The organism is Effusibacillus consociatus, from assembly GCF_042652925.1.
In the GTDB taxonomy this organism is placed as follows: domain Bacteria; phylum Bacillota; class Bacilli; order Tumebacillales; family Effusibacillaceae; genus Effusibacillus; species Effusibacillus consociatus.
Genome location: NZ_JBHSHC010000052.1, coordinates 76,166 through 102,208 on the forward strand (window position 1 = coordinate 76,166; position 26,043 = coordinate 102,208).

At 47.4% G+C, this 26,043-nt stretch carries 30 protein-coding genes, 2 pseudogenes and 1 riboswitch; of the genes and pseudogenes, 29 read left to right on the forward strand and 3 right to left on the reverse strand.

Going from position 1 to position 26,043, the window contains the following annotated elements; genetic code table 11:
* The first annotated feature begins 12 nt into the window (after positions 1-12).
* The 13 genes from ACFO8Q_RS07910 (at position 13) to ACFO8Q_RS07970 (ending at position 11,623) form a co-directional block, all read left to right on the forward strand.
* Positions 13-762, forward strand: a complete 750-nt coding sequence (locus ACFO8Q_RS07910; protein ID WP_380025224.1) for a segregation and condensation protein A — start codon at positions 13-15, stop codon at positions 760-762.
* A 38-nt stretch (positions 763-800) separates the two neighbouring features.
* Entirely contained in the window at positions 801-1,412 is a 612-nt protein-coding gene (scpB, locus tag ACFO8Q_RS07915) for an SMC-Scp complex subunit ScpB (RefSeq protein WP_380025254.1), read from the forward strand.
* A gap of 95 nt (positions 1,413-1,507) precedes the next feature.
* On the forward strand, positions 1,508-2,185 hold the full coding sequence (locus tag ACFO8Q_RS07920) for a DUF2953 domain-containing protein (RefSeq protein WP_380025225.1): 678 nt from the start codon (positions 1,508-1,510) through the stop codon (positions 2,183-2,185).
* Complete coding sequence (ytfJ, locus tag ACFO8Q_RS07925; RefSeq protein WP_380025226.1) at positions 2,158-2,613, forward strand: GerW family sporulation protein; 456 nt, start codon at positions 2,158-2,160, stop codon at positions 2,611-2,613. The genes ACFO8Q_RS07920 and ytfJ overlap by 28 nt, the downstream gene beginning before the upstream one ends.
* Positions 2,614-2,727: 114 nt before the next feature.
* A complete protein-coding gene (locus ACFO8Q_RS07930; RefSeq protein ID WP_380025227.1) occupies positions 2,728-3,888 on the forward strand; it encodes a D-alanyl-D-alanine carboxypeptidase family protein in 1,161 nt (386 codons plus the stop codon).
* Between the two features lie 15 nt (positions 3,889-3,903).
* A complete protein-coding gene (locus ACFO8Q_RS07935) occupies positions 3,904-4,500 on the forward strand; it encodes a nucleoside recognition domain-containing protein (RefSeq protein ID WP_380025228.1) in 597 nt (198 codons plus the stop codon).
* Positions 4,497-5,033 carry a spore maturation protein gene (locus ACFO8Q_RS07940; RefSeq protein ID WP_380025255.1) on the forward strand — a complete coding sequence of 179 codons (537 nt, stop codon included), beginning with the start codon at positions 4,497-4,499 and terminating at the stop codon, positions 5,031-5,033. The genes ACFO8Q_RS07935 and ACFO8Q_RS07940 overlap by 4 nt, the downstream gene beginning before the upstream one ends.
* Before the next feature lie 34 nt (positions 5,034-5,067).
* Positions 5,068-5,790, forward strand: coding sequence for a pseudouridine synthase (locus tag ACFO8Q_RS07945; protein ID WP_380025256.1), 723 nt, complete (start codon positions 5,068-5,070; stop codon positions 5,788-5,790).
* A 176-nt stretch (positions 5,791-5,966) separates the two neighbouring features.
* Positions 5,967-6,509: a thiol-disulfide oxidoreductase ResA gene (gene resA, locus ACFO8Q_RS07950; protein WP_380025229.1), complete on the forward strand. Its 543-nt coding sequence runs from the start codon at positions 5,967-5,969 to the stop codon at positions 6,507-6,509.
* A 13-nt stretch (positions 6,510-6,522) separates the two neighbouring features.
* Positions 6,523-7,923 (forward strand): cytochrome c biogenesis protein ResB, encoded by a 1,401-nt coding sequence (gene resB / locus ACFO8Q_RS07955; RefSeq protein ID WP_380025230.1) that lies wholly within the window; start codon positions 6,523-6,525, stop codon positions 7,921-7,923.
* Positions 7,923-9,119 carry a c-type cytochrome biogenesis protein CcsB gene (ccsB, locus tag ACFO8Q_RS07960; protein WP_380025231.1) on the forward strand — a complete coding sequence of 399 codons (1,197 nt, stop codon included), beginning with the start codon at positions 7,923-7,925 and terminating at the stop codon, positions 9,117-9,119. The genes resB and ccsB overlap by 1 nt, the downstream gene beginning before the upstream one ends.
* Before the next feature lie 21 nt (positions 9,120-9,140).
* Entirely contained in the window at positions 9,141-9,851 is a 711-nt protein-coding gene (locus tag ACFO8Q_RS07965; RefSeq protein ID WP_380025232.1) for a response regulator transcription factor, read from the forward strand.
* Positions 9,848-11,623, forward strand: coding sequence for an ATP-binding protein (locus ACFO8Q_RS07970; RefSeq protein WP_380025233.1), 1,776 nt, complete (start codon positions 9,848-9,850; stop codon positions 11,621-11,623). Before ACFO8Q_RS07965 ends, ACFO8Q_RS07970 begins: the two co-directional genes overlap by 4 nt.
* Positions 11,624-11,739: 116 nt before the next feature.
* Here ACFO8Q_RS07970 and ACFO8Q_RS07975 read toward each other — a convergent pair whose 3' ends face one another.
* Positions 11,740-12,318, reverse strand: coding sequence for a YhcN/YlaJ family sporulation lipoprotein (locus ACFO8Q_RS07975; protein ID WP_380025234.1), 579 nt, complete (start codon positions 12,316-12,318; stop codon positions 11,740-11,742).
* A 109-nt stretch (positions 12,319-12,427) separates the two neighbouring features.
* Between ACFO8Q_RS07975 and ACFO8Q_RS07980 the strand changes: the two genes are divergently transcribed.
* The 6 genes from ACFO8Q_RS07980 to ACFO8Q_RS08005 all read left to right on the forward strand — a co-directional run bounded on the left by ACFO8Q_RS07980 (position 12,428) and on the right by ACFO8Q_RS08005 (position 15,567).
* Positions 12,428-12,592, forward strand: coding sequence for a hypothetical protein (locus ACFO8Q_RS07980; RefSeq protein ID WP_380025235.1), 165 nt, complete (start codon positions 12,428-12,430; stop codon positions 12,590-12,592).
* Positions 12,593-12,734: 142 nt separating this feature from the next.
* Complete coding sequence (locus ACFO8Q_RS07985) at positions 12,735-13,166, forward strand: CoA-binding protein (RefSeq protein WP_380025236.1); 432 nt, start codon at positions 12,735-12,737, stop codon at positions 13,164-13,166.
* Between the two features lie 29 nt (positions 13,167-13,195).
* On the forward strand, positions 13,196-13,660 hold the full coding sequence (locus ACFO8Q_RS07990) for a hypothetical protein (RefSeq protein WP_380025237.1): 465 nt from the start codon (positions 13,196-13,198) through the stop codon (positions 13,658-13,660).
* Between the two features lie 57 nt (positions 13,661-13,717).
* Positions 13,718-13,840: riboswitch (TPP riboswitch) on the forward strand.
* Positions 13,841-13,908: 68 nt separating this feature from the next.
* A complete protein-coding gene (thiE, locus tag ACFO8Q_RS07995; protein ID WP_380025238.1) occupies positions 13,909-14,556 on the forward strand; it encodes a thiamine phosphate synthase in 648 nt (215 codons plus the stop codon).
* Positions 14,547-14,747 carry a sulfur carrier protein ThiS gene (gene thiS, locus ACFO8Q_RS08000; RefSeq protein WP_380025239.1) on the forward strand — a complete coding sequence of 67 codons (201 nt, stop codon included), beginning with the start codon at positions 14,547-14,549 and terminating at the stop codon, positions 14,745-14,747. Before thiE ends, thiS begins: the two co-directional genes overlap by 10 nt.
* A 16-nt stretch (positions 14,748-14,763) precedes the next feature.
* Positions 14,764-15,567, forward strand: coding sequence for a thiazole synthase (locus tag ACFO8Q_RS08005; RefSeq protein ID WP_380025240.1), 804 nt, complete (start codon positions 14,764-14,766; stop codon positions 15,565-15,567).
* A 117-nt stretch (positions 15,568-15,684) separates the two neighbouring features.
* Here ACFO8Q_RS08005 and ACFO8Q_RS08010 read toward each other — a convergent pair.
* Positions 15,685-16,934: pseudogene (locus ACFO8Q_RS08010) on the reverse strand (IS110 family RNA-guided transposase).
* A gap of 286 nt (positions 16,935-17,220) precedes the next feature.
* Here ACFO8Q_RS08010 and ACFO8Q_RS08020 point away from each other — a divergent pair.
* The 7 genes from ACFO8Q_RS08020 to ACFO8Q_RS08050 all read left to right on the forward strand — a co-directional run bounded on the left by ACFO8Q_RS08020 (position 17,221) and on the right by ACFO8Q_RS08050 (position 23,981).
* The gene (locus ACFO8Q_RS08020) at positions 17,221-17,886 is read left to right on the forward strand and encodes an MBL fold metallo-hydrolase (RefSeq protein WP_380025241.1); all 666 of its coding nucleotides are present in this window, start codon (positions 17,221-17,223) and stop codon (positions 17,884-17,886) included.
* A gap of 164 nt (positions 17,887-18,050) precedes the next feature.
* A complete protein-coding gene (locus ACFO8Q_RS08025) occupies positions 18,051-19,838 on the forward strand; it encodes a LytS/YhcK type 5TM receptor domain-containing protein (protein ID WP_380025242.1) in 1,788 nt (595 codons plus the stop codon).
* Positions 19,813-20,520: a LytR/AlgR family response regulator transcription factor gene (locus ACFO8Q_RS08030; protein ID WP_380025243.1), complete on the forward strand. Its 708-nt coding sequence runs from the start codon at positions 19,813-19,815 to the stop codon at positions 20,518-20,520. The genes ACFO8Q_RS08025 and ACFO8Q_RS08030 overlap by 26 nt, the downstream gene beginning before the upstream one ends.
* Before the next feature lie 11 nt (positions 20,521-20,531).
* Complete coding sequence (locus ACFO8Q_RS08035) at positions 20,532-20,798, forward strand: hypothetical protein (protein WP_380025244.1); 267 nt, start codon at positions 20,532-20,534, stop codon at positions 20,796-20,798.
* Between the two features lie 82 nt (positions 20,799-20,880).
* Positions 20,881-22,983 carry a carbon starvation CstA family protein gene (locus tag ACFO8Q_RS08040; protein ID WP_380025245.1) on the forward strand — a complete coding sequence of 701 codons (2,103 nt, stop codon included), beginning with the start codon at positions 20,881-20,883 and terminating at the stop codon, positions 22,981-22,983.
* Between the two features lie 18 nt (positions 22,984-23,001).
* Positions 23,002-23,184, forward strand: a complete 183-nt coding sequence (locus ACFO8Q_RS08045; protein WP_380025258.1) for a YbdD/YjiX family protein — start codon at positions 23,002-23,004, stop codon at positions 23,182-23,184.
* A gap of 107 nt (positions 23,185-23,291) precedes the next feature.
* Complete coding sequence (locus tag ACFO8Q_RS08050) at positions 23,292-23,981, forward strand: SIR2 family NAD-dependent protein deacylase (protein WP_380025246.1); 690 nt, start codon at positions 23,292-23,294, stop codon at positions 23,979-23,981.
* Positions 23,982-24,026: 45 nt separating this feature from the next.
* Here the strand turns inward: ACFO8Q_RS08050 and ACFO8Q_RS08055 are convergent, their stop codons facing one another.
* The gene (locus ACFO8Q_RS08055) at positions 24,027-24,197 is read right to left on the reverse strand and encodes a hypothetical protein (protein ID WP_380025247.1); all 171 of its coding nucleotides are present in this window, start codon (positions 24,195-24,197) and stop codon (positions 24,027-24,029) included.
* A 105-nt stretch (positions 24,198-24,302) separates the two neighbouring features.
* Between ACFO8Q_RS08055 and ACFO8Q_RS08060 the strand changes: the two genes are divergently transcribed.
* The 3 genes and pseudogenes from ACFO8Q_RS08060 to ACFO8Q_RS08070 form a co-directional block, all read left to right on the forward strand.
* A complete protein-coding gene (locus tag ACFO8Q_RS08060) occupies positions 24,303-24,899 on the forward strand; it encodes a DUF92 domain-containing protein (RefSeq protein WP_380025248.1) in 597 nt (198 codons plus the stop codon).
* Complete coding sequence (locus ACFO8Q_RS08065; protein WP_380025249.1) at positions 24,893-25,132, forward strand: DUF92 domain-containing protein; 240 nt, start codon at positions 24,893-24,895, stop codon at positions 25,130-25,132. Before ACFO8Q_RS08060 ends, ACFO8Q_RS08065 begins: the two co-directional genes overlap by 7 nt.
* 67 nt (positions 25,133-25,199) lie before the next feature.
* Positions 25,200-25,832, forward strand: a pseudogene (locus ACFO8Q_RS08070) (Gfo/Idh/MocA family protein); the annotation flags it as partial.
* Between the last annotated feature and the right edge of the window lie 211 nt (positions 25,833-26,043).

The window sequence follows — 26,043 nt, forward strand, 5'->3', positions numbered from 1 at the left end:
GGAGAAGCGCATATGAGTATCGAATATCTTGTTCGATTGGAATCATTTGAAGGTCCGTTGGATTTGCTTTTGCATCTGGTTGAAAAAAACGAAATGGATATTTACAATATTCCCATTGTCGAGATAACCGAACAGTATCTGTCTTATATTCGCGCCATGCAGGAGCTGAAACTGGATATTGCGTCCGAATTTCTCGTGATGGCGGCGACTTTGTTGGCAATAAAAAGCAACATGTTGCTGCCCAAACCCGAACCGTTAGAACTGGATGATGTTTTTGACATGATGGAGGAGGGGATGGATCCCCGCCAGCTCCTGATGGAACGCCTGATTGAATACAAGAAATTCAAGCATTTGGCGGCCGAACTCCAGTCGAGAGAAACCCATCGCAGCAGCATTTATACACGACCGCCTGCTGACTTATCCGTTTTTATTCCGGATGAAGAGCCCAATCCGGTTCAGGGTGTTTCGCTTTATGACCTGTTGGACGCCTTCCGATCAGCCCTTATGAAGGCAGAAGAAGAAGAACCGGTTGCCCATGTTCAACGTGATGAAGTATCGGTAAAAGAACGAATTTCCGAAATCCTCGAATTTCTTCACTCAGCTCAAGGACAAGCCTCGTTCACATCACTTTTGTCCCGGTATCGGCGTCGGTCCGAGATTGTGGTCACTTTTCTTGCGATCCTGGAATTGATCAAAAACAACAAAATCAGATGTATTCAACAACATCTGTTTGCGGACATTCAGCTTCATCTTGTGTTGTAATTGTAAGTGAAGGTGACGGTGGAGTGGTGAATCTGTTTATGGATTATAAAGAGGTTAAAGCAATTATTGAAGGTTTATTGTTTATGGCAGGCAGTGAGGGCCTCGAGGCAAAACAAATCGCGGAAGTAATCGGAACAGACCCGGAGGAAGCGGCTGATTTGTGCCATGACCTTGCAGCAGATTACCGAAGGGAGCAGAGAGGTCTGCAAATTATTGAAGTCGCGGGTACATTCCAGATGGCAACGTTAACAGAACATGCTCCTTATTTTGAAAAATTGGCCTATCAACCCCAGCAATCTTCCCTCTCGCAATCGGCCCTTGAAACTTTGGCAATCATTGCTTACAAACAGCCGATCACGCGGGCGGACGTGGAAGAAATCCGCGGGGTAAAAAGTGAAAAAGCGATCAACAACCTGGTCGGGAAAAAGCTGATTCGGGAAGTTGGTCGGGCAGAAGGACCCGGCCGTCCCATCCTGTATGGAACAACAAAGGAGTTCCTTGAATACTTTGGCCTTCGGGATTTGTCTGAATTGCCGCCTCCTCCGGCATTTATCCCGCAAGATGCGTTGGAGGAGGAAGAGCAGATGTTGTTTGAGCAAAGATCCATTTTCCCGGACGATCAAACCAAGGACGACATACTGTCTGAGTAATCCTAAGTCGCGCTTTGCAGCGCGGCTTTTTTGTGAATGTTTTCGGCAGCATTGGGGAAACTTATCAGGCGAATATTGGAAGAGGAGGGGCATGCATGGAGTGGTGGGTGACAGCTCTTATTGTCATGGGAGTCCTCTTTTTGTTTTTCTGCCTCCTCCCGGTTCAGATCCATATCCGATACGTTCGGGATGGAGAGAAAGATGAGCTTTGGATTCAACTGCAAACGCTGTTTGGCATAATTAAATACACAATTGAGATTCCCATTGTGGATTTGGTAATGTCAAAAAATAAAGGGGTAAAGGTCAAAGCGGCTGCTGAGAGCGGACTTGGTGAAAAGGCCAAGAAACGCCAACCGCTGATAACGATCGCGATTGAACAATTTCGACGCATCTTGCGAATCGGAAGGCAATTACAGGAACACTTGCACCAATTCAACCATCATGTTCGGAAAGCGACGAAAAAGTTTCGGATTGTAAAAATGAGCTGGCAGACGGAGTTTGGAACGGGAGATGCAGCCATGACGGGTACGGCTGCAGGGCTGGTTTGGATGATTAAGGGCAGTGTGCTTGGGGTCTTGGCCAATTTTTTTTCGCTGCGGGTGAAACCGAATTTTGCCGTCTGTCCCAACTATCATAGCCTCATGCTTCGAACCAGCCTTGACTGCATAATCCGTTTTTGGGTCGGGCAGGCTATTGTGGCAGGGATTCAAATGGGCATTTATATGCTGAGGGAGGGTAAAAAGTCATGGCAGATCATCCGATCCAAGGCTTAATGGAAACTGCAATGGAAAACCTGAGAGAAATGGTTGACGTAAATACAATTATTGGCGATGCTGTGGAGACCCCGGATGGCAGCGTGATACTTCCGATTTCAAAAGTCGGTTTTGGATTTGCGGCAGGAGGGAGTGAATTTGAAGCGGACACCATGGGGAAAAATGGAAACGGAGAAAAATTGCCGTTTGGCGGCGGTGCGGGCGGCGGCGTGTCGATTACACCGATCGGCTTCCTTGTGGTTGGCAATGGGCAGGTGAAACTCCTATCTTCAGAAGCCCCCAACCAATTGTACGAGCGTTTGATTGACATGGCACCGGGTCTGATCGAGAAAATTCAGTCGATGACAGGAAAAACAGGCAACAATAGGCAGCAGCAATCAAGGATTATTACAACTCCCATACCGGAACCCACGCCAAATATGCAATAATTTCATAAGACTGCGCGGAACCACTCGTAAAAAGCGGGTGGTTTTTTTGTTGTCTGTCCTACTTGGAGACAGGCACGCATATATCTTAGATGAATTCATCCGCAGGAGGTTGTCATGAGAAAGCGTCGGTGGTTCATTCTAAGTCTCGCCCTGGCAATGCTGTTTTCCATGCCGTTTCAGGCTTTCGCAAAAGAAACCTGGAATCCGGAACAATTTGCAAAAGAAGTTTCCATTGCTGCGGAAACGGCCGCCCTCATTGATGTCCAATCCGGTCGTGTTCTCTATGGCAAAGATATGAATAAACAAATGCGCATTGCGAGCCTGACCAAGATCATCACGGCGATTGTGGCGATTGAGTCCGGAAAGTTGGAGGAAACGGTCACCACCTCGAAAAACGCTTACAGGGTTGAAGGGTCATCCATCTACCTGGCGCTTGGCGAAAAACAAAAATTGATCGATCTCGTCTACGCGATCATGCTTCGCTCCGGAAACGACGCAGCTACAGCCATTGCGGAGCATGTGGGGGGCGGTTCGGTTCAGAAGTTTGCCGACATGATGAACGCAAAGGTAAAGGAACTTGGTTTGACGGGAACCCATTTTGTCAATCCTCATGGCCTGGACGCACCGGGCCATTATTCTACCGCATATGATATGGCCGTATTGACAGCCTACGCCCTGCGAAATCCAATTTTTGCAGAAGTGGTGAAAACAAAGGTAAAGCGCATCCCGTGGGAGGGGAAGGAATGGGACCGTGTGATGCGCAACAAAAACAAAATGCTGTACCGGTATGCGGGGGCAGACGGTGTGAAAACCGGATATACGGAATCGGCGGGTCGCTGCCTCGCCTCAAGTGCTACCAAGGATGGAAGACAACTGGCGGTGATTGTGTTAAATGACCGGAATGATTGGGATGACTCGGCGAAACTTTTAAACTATGGATTTACGAAATATCAGTATGCTGAGTCTGTAAAGGCGAATGAGTTGGTAGCTGATTTGCCCGTTAAAAAAGGGACCGTGGAGAAGGTGAAAATCGTCGCCAAAGACAGCCTCGGCTACCCGGTTAGGGAGGAAGAGCGCACACTTTTGCGAAAAGAAGTGAAGCTCCCCGAGCAAATAAAAGCTCCCGTTCAGGAGGGCGAAAAGGTAGGGGAAATCACTCTCTATTTCGACCGGAAAAAAATCGGCACAGTGGATCTAATCTCGCAAGAATCGGTTGAGGGTACCGGATTTTTCTCCAACTTGCAGAGGTTTTTAAAAGGGTTATTTAAGGAGTAGGAGGTGCATTCACACTTGATCAACGTGATTTGGTTGAGCCTCCTGATCATTGGGATTGTGGTAGGTGCAGCAACGGGAAATGTAGACGGCATTACACGCGGGATTTTGAAAGGCGCAGAAAACGGGGTATCCGTCAGTCTTGGTTTGATCAGCATCCTTGTGTTCTGGTTGGGCCTTATGAAGATTGCTGAACAAGCCGGGCTGGTGCAAACATTAGCCAAAGCGCTCCGTCCGCTTGCCCGATTTTTATACCCTTCAGTACCGGAAAACCATCCGGCGATGGGCTCCATTCTCGCCAATATGAGCGCCAACATTCTGGGGCTTGGGAATGCAGCGACTCCATTGGGATTAAAAGCGATGCAAGAACTTCAGGAATTGAACCCGGATCCGACCCGGGCAAGTGATGCCATGTGTACATTGCTCGCAATCAATACGGCAAGCTTAACCATTATACCGGCTACTGTAATCGCAATACGTCTCCAGTATGGTTCCGCGAATCCAACTGAGATTGTGGGAGCCACCATTTTGGCCACCTTTTTGGGCACTGCTGTGGCAGTTCTTCTGGACCGGATGTTTCGGGCTTATGAACGGCGCAAGAGGGGGGGCTCCTGATGGAATGGGTAAACACCATCTCTCAATGGGCGCTGCCGGTAGTGATTGCCTCGATCGTTGGAATCGGACATTTTCGAAAGGTTCCTGTTTATGAAACTTTTATCGAGGGGGCAAAGGAAGGGTTTCCAACGGCCATCAAGATCATTCCGCATCTCGTGGCCATGATGGTAGCTGTATCTGTCTTCCGTGAATCCGGGGCGCTGGAACTCATGTTAGTTATGATGCGTCCTGTGTTTGATTACCTTCACATTCCGTCCGAAATTGTACCGATGGCTCTTCTCCGGCCGATTTCAGGAACCGGTTCACTAACTGTGATGACCGATATTTTTCAAACGTACGGTCCGGATTCGCTGCTTGGGAAAATTGCTTCCGTGCTGCAGGGATCAAGTGATACCACTTTGTACGTACTCACCGTATACTTTGGTTCGGTTGGGATTCGCAACGCCAGATACGCTGTTAAAGTCGGTCTGCTGTCCGACCTGGCGGCCGCTTTTTTCTCCGTGATGGTTGTGTATTGGATTTTTGCATTATAATGAGGAATATCATTTTGCAAAGTCGGTGAACGAAGTGGAACGTCTTCAGAAAGTGCTTGCACAGGCGGGAGTGGCCTCGCGGAGAAAGTGCGAGGAACTGATTGCCGCCGGTCTGGTGGCTGTAAACGGAACTGTCGTGACGGAACTCGGAACCAAGGTGGATCCCGCAACAGATCGGATTACGGTAAAAGGCAAACCGATTGAAAAGGAAACTTTGGTGTATATATTGCTGAATAAACCGGTTGGGGTGGTAACAACCGCTTCCGACCCGGAAGGACGCAGGACCGTGATCGACATCATCAATGTCAGGGAACGGGTGTTTCCTGTTGGCCGGCTCGATATGAATACCAGCGGCTTGCTTTTGCTGACTAACGACGGTGAGCTTTCGAACGGTCTCATGCATCCGCGCCACGAGGTGGATAAACTTTATCGAACAGAGGTAAAAGGCTGGATTTCAGACGAGTCTCTGTCTCGTTTGGAAAATGGGGTCATGCTTGACGACGGGATTACAGCCCCGGCGAAAGTAAGTCTGATCAAACGCGCTCCCTCCACCTCGCTGTTCGATATCACGATTCATGAAGGAAGGAACCGACAGATCCGTCGGATGTGTGAAGCAGTGGGGCATCCGGTACTGAAATTAAAAAGATTGCAGCTTGCCTTCTTGACGATGGGTGAACTGCAACCGGGTGAATGGCGGTACCTGACCAAACAGGAAGTGAGTCAACTTTATAGGATTGCGGGTGTTTCGCAAAACTGATTGGTTTGTAATGGGACCTGAATACGGCTATACTACGGGAGACGGTGACCGCCGTCTCTCTTTTTTCACAAAAAATTCACCAAGTCAGCAAGCCTGTACAAATTTACTGAGCTATAATAAAGTGAGGATACGCATAATTCGACAAATCGAGATTTTTGACTTGGGGTGTTTGCAGCATGGCAGTCAAAAACAAATTAAGCAGGGCGGTCACCGTTGGGGTCCTGCTTTTGGCGGCTCTCGGGATCATCTACGCTTTGATCAATTTTACCGGTTCTGAGACAAAAGGTGTATCCGTAGGACAGGCCGCTCCTGATTTTACGCTGACAGACTTGAACGGGAAAGCAGTTTCTCTCAGTGATTTGAAAGGCAAAGTGGTGCTTCTCAATTTTTGGGGGACCTGGTGTGAGCCTTGCCGGAAAGAGATGCCGGCGCTGCAAGCGGCTTACGAGAAATATAAAGATAAAGGCTTGGTAATTCTAGGCGTTAATATCGGCGAGAGCAAAGTGAGCGCCAAGGGATTTACCGATCGTTACGGGGTTACATTTCCCAATGTCTTGGACACGGACCGGAAAGTGACATTGGACAGCTACAAAGTGAAACCGATTCCCACGTCTTTTTTTATTGACAGACAGGGAATTGTCCGCCACTTTTACGACAAGGGCGAAATGTCTGCGGATTATATCATGAGCCAAGTCGAAACCTTGCTCGCAAAACCATAGGGGAATGATCGATATGAATTCAGTGGCAGCCAAAAGGCGCCGATCCATATTTGAACGGTTATGGGATTTTTTTGCCTCCGTCAGGGTGGCGATTGTCATAATAATTCTGATTGCTGTGTCCGCAATTCTGGGCACGATTTTTCCGCAAGAAAATTTCATCCCGTCCGGCAATCCGGCGGCTTATTACAAGCTAACTTACGGCACATTGGGGGAAATCTATTACAAATTGGGCTTTTCCCATATGTATACGTCCTGGTGGTTTGTCAGCCTTTTGCTCGCCTTGGGGGTTTCGCTGGTTATCTGTTCGTTGGAACGGGTAATTCCTCTGTATAAGTCTTTGCAGCGGCAGGAAGTCAAACCGGCATTGTCTGTGGTTCAACGCAAAAAAATCTATGTGCCCTTAAACGAAACGGATGAAACAGCCGTAGATCGCCTGGTTGATCAACTGGCAAAAAAACGCTACAAAATTCGGCGGGAAGGCAGCGCGTTCCTCGCGGAAAAGATGAGAATCTCCCGATTCGGAGCTTATATTTTGCATATCGGTTTGATCATTATCATTCTCGGAGCGCTGTCCCGATTGATCCCCGGATGGTACGTATCGGAAAACATCTGGGTGGAGGAAGGGCAAACCGTTCAAGTTCCCGGTGCCGATTTTTCCGTTCGGAACGATGAGTTCAAGGTTGAATTTTACGAAGATGGACGTCCAAGCCATTTTGAAACACAAGCGGTCATTCTCGAGAATGGCAAAGAAGTGCTCCGTAAAAGCATAGTTGTCAACCATCCACTGAAATATAAAGGCACACTTCTGTTTCAGGCCAATTTTCTGCCGCCTGCAATCAAATTGTTGGATGTGGAGTTGATAGAGAAGAATACCGGTAAAAAGTTGGGGGCTTTCCAAATTGATTTCTCCAACCTGCAAACCGAATACAAAGCAGGCGAATTCACTGTTCGCGCTTTGGATTACTTCCCTGATTTTGATATGACCGGTGAGGGACCGATCACCCGTTCCACGGAACCTAATAATCCTGTATTGTTGGTTCAGGTGGAGGGGCCGGGGATTGAAAAGCCGATCCCGCAGTTTTTCTTTGTGTTCCGGCAATTGGATATCGAACAGCATACGGGATTTGATTTGGCGCCTGTTGGCGGCAAAATGGTGGAAACAACTGGACTCCGGGTGCAAAAGGATAATGGAATTCCCATTGTGTATTCCGGATGTGCAGTTGTCTTGGCGGGGCTTGTGCTGGTGTTTTACTTCCAGCATCGCAGGGTCTGGGGCCAGATCCATGAAGGAGTTCTTCATATTGGGGCACAAACCAATAAAAATTGGTACGGCATGCGCAGAGAAATGGAACGTGTCTTCCGCCAGTTGGATTGGCAGCAGGAGATTCAGGTTCGGCAAGGAGGGAAAGAGTAATGTATCTTGAAATATCAGCATGGTGTTACTGGCTTGCGTTCTTCGGATATTTACTTGCTTCAATACTCTACGTTGTAGGGGTGACAGGAAGAAAGATCAAGATCAAAAACGGGGAAGCGGCCGCCAACATTTGGACCCGCTGGGGATATGTCGCGGCTGTTACCGCCGTCTTGGTTCAACTGGCCGGCTTCATCACAAGATGGATCGGCAGCGGTCACGCACCTACTTCCAACATGTATGAATACATGAGCTTCTGGGCGTGGTGCATTATGTTGGCGTTTGTTGGAATTAGCGCCTTTTACAAGTTTCCGATTCTGGGAGCGTTCGCAGCTCCCACTGCCCTTGCAGTATTGGGATACGCAAATGTATTTCCGGATGAAACACAGACATTGATTCCTGCATTAAAAAGTTATTGGTTATATATTCACGTAACAACGGCTGCACTTGGCGAAGGAGTATTGACGATCGCTTTTGCGGCGGGTTTGATGCATTTGTTGGTGATTACGGATGTCAATCAATGGAATCGCAAGAGCAAGGCTTTGGAATTCGTGGTGTTCTTGTTTATTGCATTGGTTGGATTTGTTCTCATCTCGTTAGTCTTCAAGTTTCAGCATTATCAAGCAGTAGAACAGGTAACCGGCAACGTGTACAAGCTCCCGCCGCTGATCGGACCAACGGGAACGGAACCCGGTTCGCTCGGAAATTTCTTAGGAATCCCGCTTCCTGCGTTTACTGTTCCAAGCTGGATGACGGGGGTTAAGGCAGCCGTAAAGCTGAATACGCTGGTTTGGTCATTGTTGTCAGCGGTTGTTTTGTATGTGCTGCTCCGTTTGCTCAACGGACGCAAACCTCTTGTTCTAAAAGTGTCCAAATGGGTGCAGGGTTTGGATGCTCCATCGCTTGATGAACTGTCCTACCGTGCGGTGGCAATCGGATATCCGATCTTTACTTTGGGAGCTCTTGTGTTCGCAATGATTTGGGCGCAGGAAGCATGGGGTTCCTACTGGCAATGGGATCCGAAGGAAACATGGGCTTTAATTACATGGCTTTACTATACGGCTTATCTGCATCTTCGTTTACAGCGCGGCTGGGAAGGGGAACGCGCTTCCTGGCTGGCGGTGGCAGGATTTGTCGTAATACTGTTCTTGTTGGTGGGCGTAAACTTCTTGATTGTCGGTCTGCACGCTTATGCCTAATGACTCTCTGGAGGGAGAACGATGGAGAACACGGTCCGTATTTTGGTTGTTGATGATGAAGAACGCATTCGAAAACTGGTTCGGATGTATCTGGAACGAAACGCATTTGAAGTGGAAGAGGCGGAAGACGGAAAAGAGGCTTTGAACAAGGCGCTTGAAAAACATTACGATTTAATCGTTTTGGACCTGATGCTGCCTGAAATGGACGGTCGGAAAGTGTGCGAAGAGATTCGCAAGCAAAGTGACGTTCCCGTAATCATGCTGACAGCTGCCGGAGATGAATCCTCCCGCATTCACGGTTTTGAACTCGGAGCGGATGATTATGTCGTCAAGCCTTTTTCTCCCAGAGAGCTTGTCATGCGTGTGAAGGCATTGCTGAAACGCTCGCAGGCGAAGACTGAAGCAGCCCCTCAAGAGGTCGGACACACGATGTCTCTGCATGGCTTGACCATCAATATGGATGCGCGGAAGGTGATTGTGCAGGATGAGGAAGTGGCTCTGACCCCGAAAGAATACGAGTTGCTTTGTTACCTGGTGCAGCGGCCCGATAAGGTATTCTCACGCGAAGAATTGCTGCGGGATGTTTGGAATTATCAATTCTTTGGGGATCAACGAACCGTAGATACCCACGTAAAGCGTTTGCGGGAAAAGCTCGGTCGTAACTCGGAAAAAGTGGCTGATATGATTGTAACCGTCTGGGGCGTGGGATATAAGTTTGAGGTGCGCGAGTGATAAGAAACAGCGTTGTCGTCAAACTGTGGCTGACGATTGTCGTTCTGGTTGTTTTTGTCTTGTCGTTATTGGCCGTATTTCTTGAGCAACTGTTTGACACATATTTTTATTCTGCTCAGGAGGATTCTCTGAGGAAGCGGGCAGCTTATATCAGCGACATACTGGTTCGCCAACCTTCCCAGCAAACGTTCACGATTGCGGAAGAACTGCTGAAAGAGTCGAACAGTCGCATGTACATGATCGGGCCACTGTTTTCGGAAACAGAGTCAAATTTTCTCAACGATTTGCCGTCCGATCTTAGAGATAAGATGCTGGCTGGCCAACAGGTGATTCGCCGGGGAACAACTCCGGGATTCGGCAACTTTCGTTCTGAAACAAACAGTGCCTGGATCCTGCATCCGATTATGCAGGATCAAGGGCCTCCCCGTGCCCTGCTGCTTATTCACCAACCTGTTACCGAGATTGAATTGGCGATTGAATATGTCCGCCGTTTGATATTCTTCGCTGCCGGGATAGGAGTGGTGCTGACCACCGGACTTTCGTTTGTGGTATCGAAGAATTTGTCCCGACCGGTGATTCAGATGACAGAAGTGGCTGAGAAAATGGCCCGGGGAGATTTTCGCGGGAAAGTGAATGTGGTAACCGGCGATGAGGTGGGCCGTCTGGGGCATACATTAAATTTCCTCGCTGAAAGTTTGGCCGAAACGATTGACCATCTTTCAAAAGAAAAAGAACAGGTGTCGGGAATCCTGCGTTCTATGACCGATGGAGTGGTATCAGCCGATCTGGAGGGAAGAATCATTTTGGCCAACCCACCTGCCGAAAAATGGCTTCGCTCCTTGTTAATCGAGGAAACCGGGAAACCGGTGGAAGATCGTCTGCCCAAGCAGATTATTGACCTGAAGAATTCAGTTATTGAAAATCCGGCCAGCCGGACAGCGGAACTGAATTGGCGAGGGCGTTATATTTCACTGACGATGACACCGCTTTATGAGCCTGATGGCGGAGCTGTCAGAGGTGTAGTAACCGTATTCCGGGACGTTACGGAAGAGCGCACTCTGGATCGAATGAGAAAAGATTTCGTAGCCAGTGTTTCTCACGAATTACGGACCCCGCTCGCTATGATGCAGGGTTACGCGGAAGCCTTGTTGGATGAGTTTGGGGATGACCCTGAGCAGCGTGAAGAATTGACCCATATTATCTTGGATGAAACGCATAGGATGAAGCGGCTTGTTAATGATCTGCTGGATTTGGCCCAATTGGAAGCGGGACAATTCGAGCTGCACGCTGCAGAGATTGACCTGGTCAACGTTGTAAAATGGGTGGGAAGAAAGTTTCAGCCGCTCGCTCATGAACGGAATCTGAAATTTCAGGTTGAAATAGAAGAACCGGAGCACTATCCTATCCTTGGCGATTCAGACCGATTGGAACAGGTATTGACGAATTTGATCGACAACTCGATGCGACATACTCCTGAAGAGGGAACCGTAACCCTGTCGATGACCAAAGAAGGGGCTTATACGCGTATTTCTGTTTCTGATACGGGAGAAGGAATCCCACAGGAAGACCTTCCGTTTATTTTCGAGCGTTTTTATAAAGTGGATAAAGCAAGAACACGCTCAAAAGGCGGGACCGGTTTAGGGCTCTCCATTGCAAAAAATATCGTCCTTAAACATAAGGGGGAGATTGTGGTGACAAGCACAGTCGGTCAAGGCACCACTTTTACTGTGCTGCTCCCTCTCTTGGAAAAAACAAACACCCTGCACTCATAAAGTGCAGGGTTTGTTGTGTTTTTTTAGGTTGGTTTAGTTTGTCCTTTTGGGTTCCGGGGTCCCCACAAAGTACCCGGTGTTGCTTCAACGCTTCACATCGCTTTGTGGGGTGCTTTTTAAGTCTCTGGGAAAAGCCGGCTCAGGATATCTGCGATTTCATCGGCGAACGAAGAGATGGGACGACCGGAGCGAACGCCGTTAGACAGTTCACGAATTCTCGTAACCGTATCCACATCCGCTGTCACTACAGCTTTGTAACCCGGCCCGGTCCTCTCCGCGGCTTCCTTGACAGAGTATTTCACCGTATCAATCTTGGAGCCGCTGATATCCGATTTCAGATCGACTCCAACCAGACATAGCCGGCCTGTCAGCAAAACATATGCCCGTTCTACCCCGGGGATTCGGATAAGAACCTGAGCAATGTGATCCGCTTGCTGGGACGCGTTTCCGTATGCTGTCGAGCGTTGTTCCTGTTGCGGAGAGCGAATGTTTTTTTGCGCATCCGGATTGCCCGGAATTTCCGGAGCTTCTTTGGTGGTTGGATTTTCTTCTCCGGGAGGCGTCCGCTCCATACCGGGTTTGTTGGGGCCTTCGGTTGTGGGACCGTATTTTGGTTGTGCAGCGGGACGGCAACCGGCCAGGGATATAAAAGTACATAGCACCATAAAAGTGGATACCCATTTTTTAGAATTCATTTGGAATCACCTCATTTTGTAGTATTTCCACCGATAGAAAATATCCGTAAGGGATCTCACGGTAATTTTGGTTGAATATGGGGTAGTATAAGGGAAGAGGTGAACTGAGATGTCCTGGGTGTATTATGGAAAACTGTTCGACAGCAAATTTCAAGCCGGCTGTCTGGCAGCCAGAATTCGTGAGGACTGGTGGATGAACGAATATCGCTCCCCACGATTTGTGGGTATTTATCAGACAAAATCGGGTCGCTACGGCGTGAAATACTTGTGGTAACTGAGTTTTTCACGTGGAACAATTCGAAAAATTCACAAAGAGTGTCGAATTTTGATTGTGCAATTTTTAAGAACTACTTGCGGTGCAATAGGGTATCGTTTGGATTATGACATCTACTTGCAAAAAGGGGAGGAATTTAAAAATGCACGTAAACCCGGATGATCAAAAAATTGCGGAACTTCTTCGGGAATCCAAGAACATTGCAGTTTTTGGGCTGTCTGATGACCCATCTAAGGCAAGCAACCAGGTCGCTCAATATCTTCAATCGCAAGGATATGAAATTGTACCCATTAACCCAAAGGCAACATCGATTCTTGGCCGAAAAGCGCATCCGACTCTTCTGGATGTCGAAGGACCTATCGACATCGTTGACGTATTTCGTCGAAGCGAACAAATTCCTGAAGTAGTGGATCAAGTTCTGCAGATGCAGCATAAACCCAAGGCTGTCTGGATTCAGTTGGGAATCGTAAACGATGAGCAATGCCGGAGAATTGAAGAAGCCGGAATCATGGCGATTCAGGATTCCTGTTTGAAAGTGGAACATTACCGGCTGCTGGGCAAGGAGAAACTTTAATTAATCGAAGTTGCAAGAGGAGGTCTGTCATGGCAGATCGTGAAAAGGAGAAACATTCAAAGCCCGATTTTTCCCCCCTTCCCAAAAGCTATGAGCACCGTGCTTCCATGAAGTGGATTACAATCGAGTCAGTACGCGTTGTTCTGGAGCGTTTGAAGGAGCAAACCGATCAGCGAATTGTGCTCTTAACACCCGTAGGATTCGTGGAGGGGGAATTAACGGACATTGCCCCTTCCTATTCTGAATCATTTAAAATGGAATTCGGGGAGGATCTGACCCCTGATATTACCTCAATGGTAGCCAATTTAAGAATTGATCTGCTCCGCATGATTGAAAAACATGAAGACAAGTTGGAAATAATCGATTCAGCTCCACTGATTGGGCTAAAGAATGTAACCGTCCGGTCTTCGGGTCAAATCTACCAACTTCCGGAGATCACGATATTTGCAGATCAGGTAGCCGGATTTGCAGTGTCTCGACAATTTTTGATCTAGCCGATTTTTGAACTGGCTATTGTCAGGAGAAAGTGTTTTTTGGTAAACTTATGCTAATGATTCCACTAGGGGTGCTGATGATAATTCGGCTGAGAGAGGACGTTCCTCAACCCTTGGAACCTGTCAGGCAGTGTGCCTGGGCTGGATAATGCCAGCGAAGGGAAGTGGCGACTGGATCATACAAGTCATCTGCCGTCTTCCTAATGGGGAGCGGTTTTTTTATTCGTTGTTGAAGGCGCGTGGTTCATATGGATAGCAGGCTGTACGTCATAACAGGTAAATCTTTCTTAAAAGGCAGACGTCTTGAAGATGTCATCAGGGAGGCTATCGATGGGGGAGCCGATTGCATACAGCTCCGGGAGAAAGACATATCTTCCCGTGAACTTCTGGAGATGGGCCGCCTGTTACGACAGATAACGAAAGAAAAGGCCATTCCTTTCATTGTAAACGACAGATTGGATATTGCACTCGCGGTAGATGCCGATGGTATTCATTTGGGTCAGGATGATATGCCGATCGAGATAGCGAGAAAGCTGTTGGGACCTGACAAAATCATTGGGATCTCCACCCACGGCGTAGAAGAAGCTGTTGCGGCAGAGCTGGCAGGGGCGGACTACATTGGGCTTGGTCCCATAAAAGCTACTCAAACCAAGCTGGATACGGAACCGGTGATCGGGATAGAAGGAATCCGGGAAGTTCGCCGTCATGTGTCGTTACCGATTGTTGCGATTGGCGGGGTCAAGCAGGAAGACGCTGCAGAAATCGTACAAGCCGGTGCGAATGGCGTTGCGGTGATCAGTGCTGTCATAGGAGCGGATGATGTTTACCAAGCCTCCAGTGCTCTGCGGGCACAAGTGGATCGTGTCAGAGAGGAAGGGGAGATAATATGGAACTGATCATTAACGGGCAGATCAAACATCTTCACGCGGCGAAGACAATCGCCGATGTAGTGAACCATTTCGGGCTTAATGAAAAAATCATTGTAATTGAACACAATTTGGAAATTGTGCCGCGTGAAAAATACGAAGAAATGAAGGTTAGTCCCAGGGATAAAATCGAAATCGTCCACTTTGTCGGTGGCGGTTGATTAGGAGGAATTCATAATGACCACTCAAACGGCCCAATCCACAGTCCAGTCGGATGTTTTGCAAATCGGAGACCATAGTTTTGCTTCCCGTTTATTTCTGGGAACAGGCAAGTTTTCCGATTTGGACATTCAGCAGCAAGCGGTTGACGCTTCGGGAACCGAGGTTCTCACGTTTGCGGTTCGCCGGCTTAATCTGGAAACTCCCGATGCTCCCAATTTTCTTGAGCGTCTCGATCTGAAAAAATACACGTTGCTCCCTAATACAGCCGGTGCGGCAACTGCAGAAGAAGCGGTTCGCATCGCCCGTTTGGCAAAAGCGTCAGGTCTCTGTGACATGATCAAGGTGGAAGTGATTGGAGATCCACGAACCCTGCTGCCGGATCCGATTGAAACTCTAAAGGCAACCCGAATCCTGGTGGAAGAGGGATTTACGGTGCTTACATATACTTCTGATGACCCGATTCTGGCTCGCCATCTGCAAGAAGCGGGGGCCCATGCGGTAATGCCGGGTGCTTCTCCAATCGGTTCCGGGCTTGGTATTGTGAATCCGCATTATCTTAAATTTATTATCGAAGAGGCGAAGGTCCCTGTTATTATTGATGCAGGTGTAGGCTCCCCGTCCGATGTCGCGCTGGCCATGGAGTTGGGGGCAGATGGTGTTCTCCTGAATACGGCTGTAGCGGGAGCGACAAATCCGGTTTTGATGGCGGAAGCAATGAAACTCGCGGTACAAGCCGGTCGCAAAGGTTTTCTTGCGGGCCGAATTCCAAAGAAACGTTATGCGAGTGCCTCCTCACCTCTTGAAGGAATGATCGAATAAGGGGGGTGAAGTCTGAAATCCTTAGCAAACACACTCAACAGGGAAAATGGCATGCTAAATAAGCCGTTCACAAGACGACTAAATGGTAAATTATGTATTACTGATAGGGGAAGGAAATCAGGTTGCAACCGTCATAATTCGGTACCCCTGAGCTTGTGCCAATAAAATCGCTTGTTCTACCGTGATTTCACGGTTTACTGGACGAACATCGGATGTTTTATACAAATCGGGGTTGTAGGGTTCTTTATTCTTCAAGATATGGTAGATGGCCGTTAACAGCATACGGGCAATCGCAATGATTGCGCGTTTGTGGCCTCTACGCCTTTTGAGTTGTAAGTAGCGGTTTCGGATTTCGGGATGTTTTTCACTTTTGACTACAGCGGTAGCACACTGTACCAAAAGGGGCTTGATGTAGCAGCCGGCTCTCGAAATCCTTACTGACTTTTTCTTGCCTGCACTTTCATTATTTGAAGGTGTGAGTCCTGCCCAGGAGCACAAATGCTTGGCTGTCGGGAACACGTCCATATTCACACCGATTTCCGAAACCACGGCAATGGCGGAAAACAGGTTTTTGAAGGACGGTACAGTCAAGATCAACTTGAGTTCTTCGGAGTAGGACTCGGCAAGAGAAAGAATAATGGCTTCCAGATCTGCTTTACGGGATTCAAGGTCTTCGTAGTGTTGTTTGATGACCTTGATTTTTCCAGCCTGTTCGGGCGAAATGAGTCCGTCAATCGCGAGTTTCAGTTCGGGAAGTTTCCCTTTCATGGAGCCGTGAATGAGCGGTTCCATGTCAAAAGACGTATCGAGCGGATCGTCCAGCAGTTTGTCAATAATCTTCATAGAGCTTTTGCCGAACGTATCGGAAACGACATTTCCAAGCTGAATGTTCGAAACCGTCAGGCTGTTTTGGAGCCGATTTTTCTCGCTCGACGAAAAGTTTGTCAGCTTAAAGCGGTAGCGCATCAGGTCGCGCAGCTGCCGGATCGGCAAGGGAGGCATAAAGCTTCCGGCGACAAGGTCGTGCTTGAACAAATCGGCAATCCATTGGGCGTCCTTTTTGTCCGTCTTCTTGCCGCGAATAGCCTTGACGTATTTCGGGTGAGCCAGCGTGATGTTGCAGGAATGCTCCAGAATATTGAACACGGGAATCCGGTATTTCCCGGTCGATTCCATACAGACATCCTTGCAGTCATTCTCACAAAGCCATTGTGACAGCTCATTCAGTCCTTTGGTAAAGGTTGAAAAGCGATGGCGTTTGTAAGTCGTGACGCCTTTGCTGTTTTGGTGGAAGCGATACAAGCAACCACGAAGGTTTTGTGAACGTCAATTCCACAACAGACGGGGTACACAATTTTTAAAGCCATAGGGTATCTCCTTTCCATGATATACAGGGATAGTCAGCATTGACTGATTGCCCAGCAATAAACGAGTTGTTTATCAAAGATAAGTCTGCGTGCTCGAAGCGACACTTATTTGTGCTCGGAAAGGCAATCTACACATATAATCATGCGGTCACCTCATAAATGGGGCGGCCCACTCACCTCCGCGTGATTTGTAGTGTACTGTGATCCCTGTAAATTAAGAATACAAAAAAATCGCCCGAGGGAAACGGATTTCATTCCGTTTTGTGCCTTGAGCGAAGCGAAAGGAATGGCAATAATCATGCATATCCAAGGGTTTGCACTTGGTGCTTTCCAAACCAATTGTTATGTAGTAACTGATGAAGGTACACGGACTGCGCTCGTGATTGATCCCGGCTACAATCCCGAGATTGTGTTGGACGCAATTGATGACTATAAGGTTACACATATTTTACTTACGCACGCTCATTTGGACCACATTGGAGGTTTGGGGAAGCTTAAAGAAGTTACGGGGGCACCCATATACATCCATGAGAATGAGAAAGATTGGCTAACCAATCCGATGCTTAACGGATCCGGCAGGTGGCCGCAATTGGGGGGGCCGATAACAGATCCCGCCGCGGATCACTTTGTGGCGGAGGGAGATAAGATTCCGTTTGCAGGCAGGGAGCTGTCGGTCGTATTTGTTCCGGGACATTCTCCTGGTTCGGTGGCATATATTTTGGAAGATCAGGTTTTTGCCGGGGATACGCTGTTCTATGGCAGTATCGGTCGCACGGATTTGCCGGGTGGAGATTTTGACACTTTAATTACCAGCATACGCACCAAGTTATACACGCTTCCTCCACAAACTGTTGTGTATCCGGGACACGGTCCGGAAACCACTGTTGAACGTGAAAAGAAGCTCAATCCGTTTGTCAGAGAAGATTATGTGTATGATGGTGAAATCGAGTGATGCAGGATGGACTGCATCGCTTTTTTTTTTAAAAGATAGTTTTTAGAATCCTTTTGCCGATTCGTGTTTTTCGCTGATCAGCTCTATATTTGTGTTTATTTGTGTTACAAAAACTATATAATTTAATTAATAAGAGTGATAATAGAGTGAGGAGGTGAGATGGATTGATCAATTTGCTGTTCTTAATGCTGGAACGTGTTGGGATTCTCGTTATTGTCGCGTTTTTGCTCTCCAGAATGAAATCGTTTCGTCAGATTATCCATAATGAGCACGCATTTTCGGAAAAAATGCTCTTAATCGCCATATTCGGAACGTTCGGAATCATCAGTAACTATACAGGGGTTGAAATCCACAACAGTTCAATTTCTACACAAGTGTGGCAGACGGATTTGGATTATGGCAGCGCCATCGCCAACACAAGGGTCATGGGAGTGGCCATTGGGGGGTTATTTGGCGGTCCCCTTGTCGGCCTTGGAGTGGGTGTGATAGCCGGATTGCACCGGTTGACACTAGGCGGCTTTACGGCCGTTGCTTGTGCCATCTCAACGATACTGGCGGGTATCGTCACGGGGCTTGTTGGAAAGCGCTTTAAAAAAGATGAAAAAAACGCGCCGTGGAGGGCAGTAGCCATCGGGATTTTTATGGAATGTATCCAGATGGGGATCATTATAGCGGTGGCCAAACCTTTTGAATCTGCACTTGAGCTTGTCAAGATTATCAGTTTTCCGATGATTGCCGTCAACGGCTTTGGTACACTGTTGTTTATGCTCATCATTCAATCCATTCTTCAGGAAGAGGAACGGACTCGTGCCTTTCAGACACATAAAGCGCTTTATATAGCCGATCTGACGCTCCCGTTTTTTCGACAGGGGTTGAATGCCCACTCCTGCAGGAAGGTTGCTGAGATTATCTTAAAATGGACGAACACCGACGCAGTTTCCATAACGGATCAACATCAAGTTTTGGCACACGTCGGAGTAGGCTCCGATCACCATATTCCGATGCGAAGCATGTGCACCCGATTGACAAAAAATGCATTGGAGCATGGGCGAATCCTGAAGGCGGAATCACGGGAAGAAATTCAATGTTTTCACAAAAACTGCGCCCTGCAGGCAGCCATTGTAATACCCCTGAAAGTTCACAGGAAAACTGTGGGGACGTTAAAGCTTTATTTTACTCAAACGAACCAGTTGGATCAGGTGGAACAGGAGCTCTCGGAAGGACTCGCTAAGCTTTTTTCCACTCAATTGGAACTGGCCGAGGCGGAACTTCAAAGTAAATTGTTAAAGGATGCCGAGATTAAGGCGTTGCAGGCTCAGGTTCATCCCCATTTCCTGTTTAACGCGATCAATACCATTTCCGCCCTCTACAGGAGCGAGCCGGAAAAAGCAAGAAAGCTCCTGCTGAAATTGGGGGCCTTTTTTCGCAGCAATCTGCAGGGGGCACGTCAAATGCTCATCCCGCTCCAAAAGGAGCTGGAGCATGTAGAGGCCTATTTGTCGTTGGAACAGGCTCGCTATCCCGGTAAATACACGGTCAGTCTAGCGATTGACCCTTCGCTTGAAGAGGTGTTAATTCCACCGTTTACGCTGCAGCCTTTAGTTGAGAATGCCATCCGTCATGCCTTTCCGAAATCCTTTGCAAAGAGAAAAGGGCACGTGACCATCCGGGCTTTCAAACAGAATGAAAAAATGATTCTGATTACTGAGGATAACGGAAAAGGGATCCCCGGCGGTTTGCTTGGGTCACTCGGGAAAGAGAACGTAACTTCAACGGAAGGCACCGGAACAGCCTTGTCTAATATCCGAAAGCGGATCGAAGAAATATACGGTCCGGATGCCGCCTTTCATATTGAAAGCGAACGGGATGTCGGAACAAAAATCGTGATAATGCTGCCTTTAAGTCAATACAAGTGGGGGGATCGGCATGTTGAAGGCTTTTATAGTGGATGATGAGATGCTGGCCAGAGACGAATTGGCTTACATTCTTTGTCAAAGCAAACGGGTGGAAGTGGTCGGGGAAGCCGACTGCATTGAAGATGCCATAGTGCAGGTTAGAAAATTGGCGCCTCATGTCGTATTTTTGGATATTCAGCTGTCCGAAGACAGCGGTTTGGATTTGGCACGACAGCTTTTAGACTTTGACCATCGGCCGGAAATTGTGTTTGCCACAGCGTATGATGATTATGCCTTAAAAGCGTTTGAGTTGAACGCCGTCGACTATATCCTCAAACCTTTTGACGAAAACCGGATCCGGCAAACCGTTGACAAGATGATCAAGTTGCGGAATATCACCCGACTGGAACGCCCCGACAAATTGGCTATTACAGTGGAAGACCGTATTTTATTAATGAATGTAGGCAGAATTCTGTACATCGGCTCCACGGAAGGGAAAACCGTGATTGTAACCGATGAACAGCATTATATAGTGAGTGAACCGCTTGTGAATCTTGAGCGAAAGCTGCAAAACACGCCGATTGTGCGTGTCCACCGCGCATTTCTCGTCAACCTGGACGGCATTATGGAAATCCAACCGTGGTTCAATTCCACTTATATTCTGATCATGAAAAATGGCTCAAAGGTTCCGGTCAGCCGAACCTACTTGAAAGACCTGAAACAGCTTTTTGGCTTTTGAGGAACCTCTGTTTGAAAACGATTGCATTCCAATCCTTGATTTTTGATTTTCATCCCCCAACTTTTGCATTCTATCCTGAAGACCCAAAAAAAGCGTATTCATTTAGTATGATAAATTTGAATAAAGACTTTACAGGGGGGACAGAAATTGAACGCAGTGACAATCGTATTACTTCCATGTGCAGTTCTGGAAACCGGATGATTTCAAATCTGGCCTGCTTACTTGTTAAACGATGGAAAAAACTATGTTCTACTAAAAAACGACAGTACAAGGATTGATTTTTTGTCCAAACCGTGAATATAATTAGGTGATTAAATCATTTTTTAATTATTAGAATATTCGACGAGGGGGAATTATTTGGTGAAAAAGGGAATACTGTCGATCTTAATTTGGACAGCCATCTCCGTTCTTGGTGCTGCAGCGTTCGCACTGTTGGCTTTGTCAAACGGAGAAACGATCTCGGCCGCTTGGTTGGTGATCGCTGCTGTCTGCTCCTATGCGGTGGCATATCGGTTTTATAGTAAATTTATAGCAAAAAAGATCTATGAAGTGAATGATAATCGGGCAACTCCTGCTGAAATCAACAACGACGGAAAAGATTATGTACCCACTCAAAAATGGGTATTGTTTGGCCACCACTTTGCTGCAATCGCAGGCGCGGGTCCGCTCGTAGGGCCGATCCTTGCCGCCCAAATGGGATATCTCCCAGGAGCACTCTGGATTATTATCGGGGTAGTTCTGGCAGGTGCGGTTCAAGACTGTGTGATCTTGATGGGATCCATGCGCCGCAACGGTAAATCTCTGGGTCAAATGGCTAAGGATGAAATCGGGCCGTTTGGCGGAATGATCGCTTCCTTTGGTATCCTTGCAATTATGATCATCCTGTTAGCAGTTCTTGGTCTGGTTGTTGTGAATGCGCTTGCAGAATCTCCTTGGGGTGTATTTACAATCGTCATGACCATTCCGATTGCGATGTTTATGGGAGTTTATATGCGTTACATTCGACCGGGGCGGGTTTTGGAAGGATCGCTCATAGGATTTGCTCTTCTGATGCTGTCCCTGTGGGCTGGACAATTCGTAGCGGCTGACCCGACTTTGGCTAAGATGTTTACATTTACTAAACCTCAATTGGCAATTGGCATAGCCATATACGGTTTTGTTGCATCGATCTTGCCGGTGTGGTTATTGCTGGCACCTCGGGATTACCTGAGTTCCTTCCTCAAAATTGGTACGGTTGTTCTGTTGGCAGTTGGGATTCTGATTGTGATGCCTGACCTTAAAATGCCTGCTATCAGTAAATTCGTTGATGGTACAGGCCCAGTATTCGCAGGACCGTTGTTCCCGTTCTTGTTTATTACCATCGCCTGTGGTGCGGTATCCGGATTCCATTCATTGGTTTCCTCCGGTACTACTCCGAAAATGCTGGAAAAGGAATCACATTCTCGTACAATCGGTTATGGCGGGATGTTGATGGAGTCTGGCGTTGCTGTTATGGCTTTGATCGCCGCGTGTGCACTTGACCCTGGCGTTTATTTCGTGATGAACACCCCAGGATTAGCACCGGCAGCAGGAGCAGATGCAGCGGCAATCGGAGCTGCAACTGTCGCGGCGGCCGCTAAGATTACTCAACTGGGCTTCACGGTTACTCCTGACCAACTTGCAACAACAGCAAAAGAAATCGGTGAAAAATATATCATCTCACGTACGGGTGGTGCACCTACCCTCGCGGTTGGGATGGCGGAAATTTTCGCAAGCTTTCTGGCAGGGGCAAAAGCGTTCTGGTATCACTTTGCAATCTTGTTTGAAGCGGTCTTTATCCTTACAACAATTGATGCCGGTACCCGTATCGGACGTTTTATGTTCCAGGATCTGGTCGGCAACTTCTATAAGCCTTTCGCTCGAACCGATGTATACGCATACAATGTGATTGCATCTGCTGTCATTACTTTTGGATGGGCGTACTTCCTGTATCAAGGAACGATTGATCCGTTTGGCGGAATCAACTCACTATGGGCTCTGTTTGGGATTTCGAACCAGATGCTGGCAGCGATTGCCCTGGCTGTTGGTACCACAATTATCATCAAAATGGGGAAAGCGCGGTATGCGTGGGTTACGCTTCTTCCGTTTGTATGGCTTTGCGTTACCACTTTAACAGCTGCTTTCATGAAACTGTTCCATCCGGATGTGAAAATCGGTTTCCTGTCGGCTGCCAAGAAATATTCGGACGCACTGGCACAAGGGCAGCTCCTTGCACCTGCTAAGACACAAAAAGTAATGGAACAGATTGTGTTCAATAATACGTTGGATGCAATTGTGACGGGTATCTTCATCTTGGTCGTTGTCCTATTGATCCTTGATTCTTTCCGTACCTGGTTTAACATTCTGGTTCGTAAACAAAAACCGGAACTGAAAGAAACTCCGTTTATTCAATCGAAGCTCCCAGGCACAACAATCGGAGGTTAATGACTTGTGAAACAAATTATGGGGTGGATCGGTCAAGCACGGTCTAACGTGAAAACGATCTTCGGTATGCCTGACTATCAAAAATATCTTGAGCACCATAAGTCCACCCATCCGGACCAGCCTCCCATGTCCGAAAAAGAATATTATATGTATGCATTAAAAAATCGGTTTGACAGCGGAACAGTAAACCGCTGCTGCTAACACATGAACCACTCGTTTCTCCACGTTGTCTTCGTGGAGAAACGAGTGGTTTTTTACATGCATGCTCTTCCTTGTCCCGAGAACAATAGCAAAGAAGGGGTGGGAATATGCGGGAAAACGAACTTTTTGATCCACAACTTCTTGTGAAATGGGAACAACAACTGTGTGCCGCGGAACATCCCGTGGCCATTACAGGCGCCGGAATTTCCGTTGCCAGCGGACTGCCCACTATATCTGGAGAATGGAAGGGAATTGAATTACGAGATTTTTTTACGTTGGAGATGTTTTTCAATTCAACCGAAGAGTTTTATCAATATTATCGTCATATGCAATCTCACTGGAAAGAAGCGAAACCGAATCCGGCCCACATTGCGCTGGCGCAAAATGGAATGCGTGTTATAACGCAAAATATTGACGGGCTTCACCAGAGGGCTGGGAGCAAGCATGTTCTGGAGATGCACGGAAACCTGCTTGAACTTGTCTGTGTCGGATGCAAATCGATTTTTTCATCCGATCTGATCGATACGGCAGCAATTCCAAAGTGTCCATCCTGTAAGGATTTGCTTAAGCCAAACATTGTTCTGGTGGGAGAGGAGGTGTTTCATTATGGAACGGCGGTTGATTGGGTGGGCAGGGCCGATTTATTATTGATTGTGGGAACTCGGCTGGAAATGTCTCCATGCCGAGAGCTTCCCGAAATTGTAAAACGGAACGGGGCCCCGATTGTTTGGATTAATCGCCGGTCGGAAGAGATACTGCCGTTTTTGCTGAATGAACAAATACAAAAAAACCTTTGACCACTTGCAAAGGTCAAAGGTGTTTGTGGCTCCGCTATGTACGTGCTACCAACGGGATTCCGGGCCGGAAGTAATGAATGCAATTGCCAAAAATGCACCCGCGATCCCGACAAATATGGTTGCAAGAGCTGCAGCGCTTTCCGCATGAGCAAGTAGTAGGGAGAATAGAGCGAAGACGGCACACATGATGCTGATACCCAAATAATAACGAAACACGGAATCTCCTCCTGTTCGGAACAATTCTACATTACATAGTACCACTATTTTTCTAGAGTATGCAACAATTGTCACAAATCTGCCAAGAAAAAAGAGGTAAATGTTATGATCGACTTAGCACTGGGATTTTTGGGAAGTTTGGGAATTGCCGGGTTGGCATATAGAAAGCGATCGTTGTCAGGATCAGGCATGCTTGCGGCTATATTGGTAGGAACCGTACTTTACTACTGCGGGAACCTCGCCTGGTTTGGAACGTTAATCTCTTTCTTTATTTCATCATCATTACTGACCAAATGGAAGCAAAAAACAAAAGAAAAAGTCGAAGAAAGTTATGAAAAGACGGGAAGAAGAGATGCAGGCCAGGTGCTTGCAAACGGCGGCATAGGAGTGCTGTTATGTGTCGGAAATTATCTGTGGCCACATCCCCTCTGGTGGAGCGCCTATATTGGCGTAATGGCTGCTGTTAACGCGGATACCTGGGCAACCGAAATCGGCGGCCTCAGCCGTAAACCTCCGCGGTCTATCCTTACGGGGAAAAAAGTTCCCGCCGGAACATCAGGGGGCATTTCTTCATTGGGATTGAGCGCCTCTATGCTGGGAGGATTGTTTATCGGAACGCCTGGATTCTACTATCGTTCGCTCCTCCTGAGGCAGATAATAGAGTGTCGGTTCATTCAATCCTGGATTGGAGGCTGTTGCTGATTGCCACAGTGGCCGGAACTGCAGGTTCCTTATTTGATTCACTGCTTGGCGCACGCTGGCAGGTGATGTACCGCTGCTCTATCTGCGGGAAAGAAGCGGAACGACGTATTCACTGTGACCTCCCCACGAGAAAGTCACGCGGGTTTCGGATTCTTACAAACGATGTAGTGAATCTGGTCAGTTCGGTTGCGGGTGGTATGGTTGCATTGGGGATAGGCGTTTGGCTTCGGTAATGTTCTCAACAAGTCAAATTTTATGTTAAGATTTTTTGAAGAATGAATTGAAATTACTCCTGATCAACTGATAATGGAAGCCGCGCAAGCAGGAAAACATATCTTCTGCGAGAAGCCGATCAGTTTCGATATTGATAATACGAAGCAAGCTTTGGAAGTTGTAAAAGAAACAGGAGTCAAGCTGCAAGTTGGATTCAATCGTCGGTTTGACCATAACTTTTGAGAGTTCGGCGAGATGATCGATGCCGGCCAAATCGGAGATCCGCACATTATAGAGATCACCTCCAGAGATCCCAATCCTCCGGCGAAAGAATATGTCAAAGTGTCCGGCGGGATTTTTATCGATATGTCCATACATGATTTTGATATGGCAAGGTATTTATCCGGAAGCGATGTAGAAGAAGTGTACGTGCAGGGTGCTGTTTTGGTCGATCCGGTGTTCGGGGAATTAGGGGATATTGATACGGCGATTACCACATAGAAATTTAAAAATGGCGCAATCGGGGTTATTGATAATAGCAGACAAGCGGTTTATGGATATGATCAGAGAGTTGAAGTATTCGGTTCAAAGGGCTGTGTTACGGTAAATAACGATCATCCCAATTCAGCGCAATTATCTACTGCAGAAGGAGTATATCAAGATAAACCAAAATATTTCTTCCTTGAAAGGTATCAAGAGGCATATATAGAGGAAATTAAGGACCTGAAATATTCATAGGTGCTTAGAACGATTGGGTGAAATGGAAGATTTTGTGATATTCTACCGTATTTGTGAAACGATCAGTCTGCTCGGTATCAGAGAGTAGCCACCTACTCTCTTTGAGTATGGATATTAATTCAATATTTAGATAAATATGGATATTGAATGACATACGTATCCGTTGGATCAATGAGCATTTTTTTTAAATGTC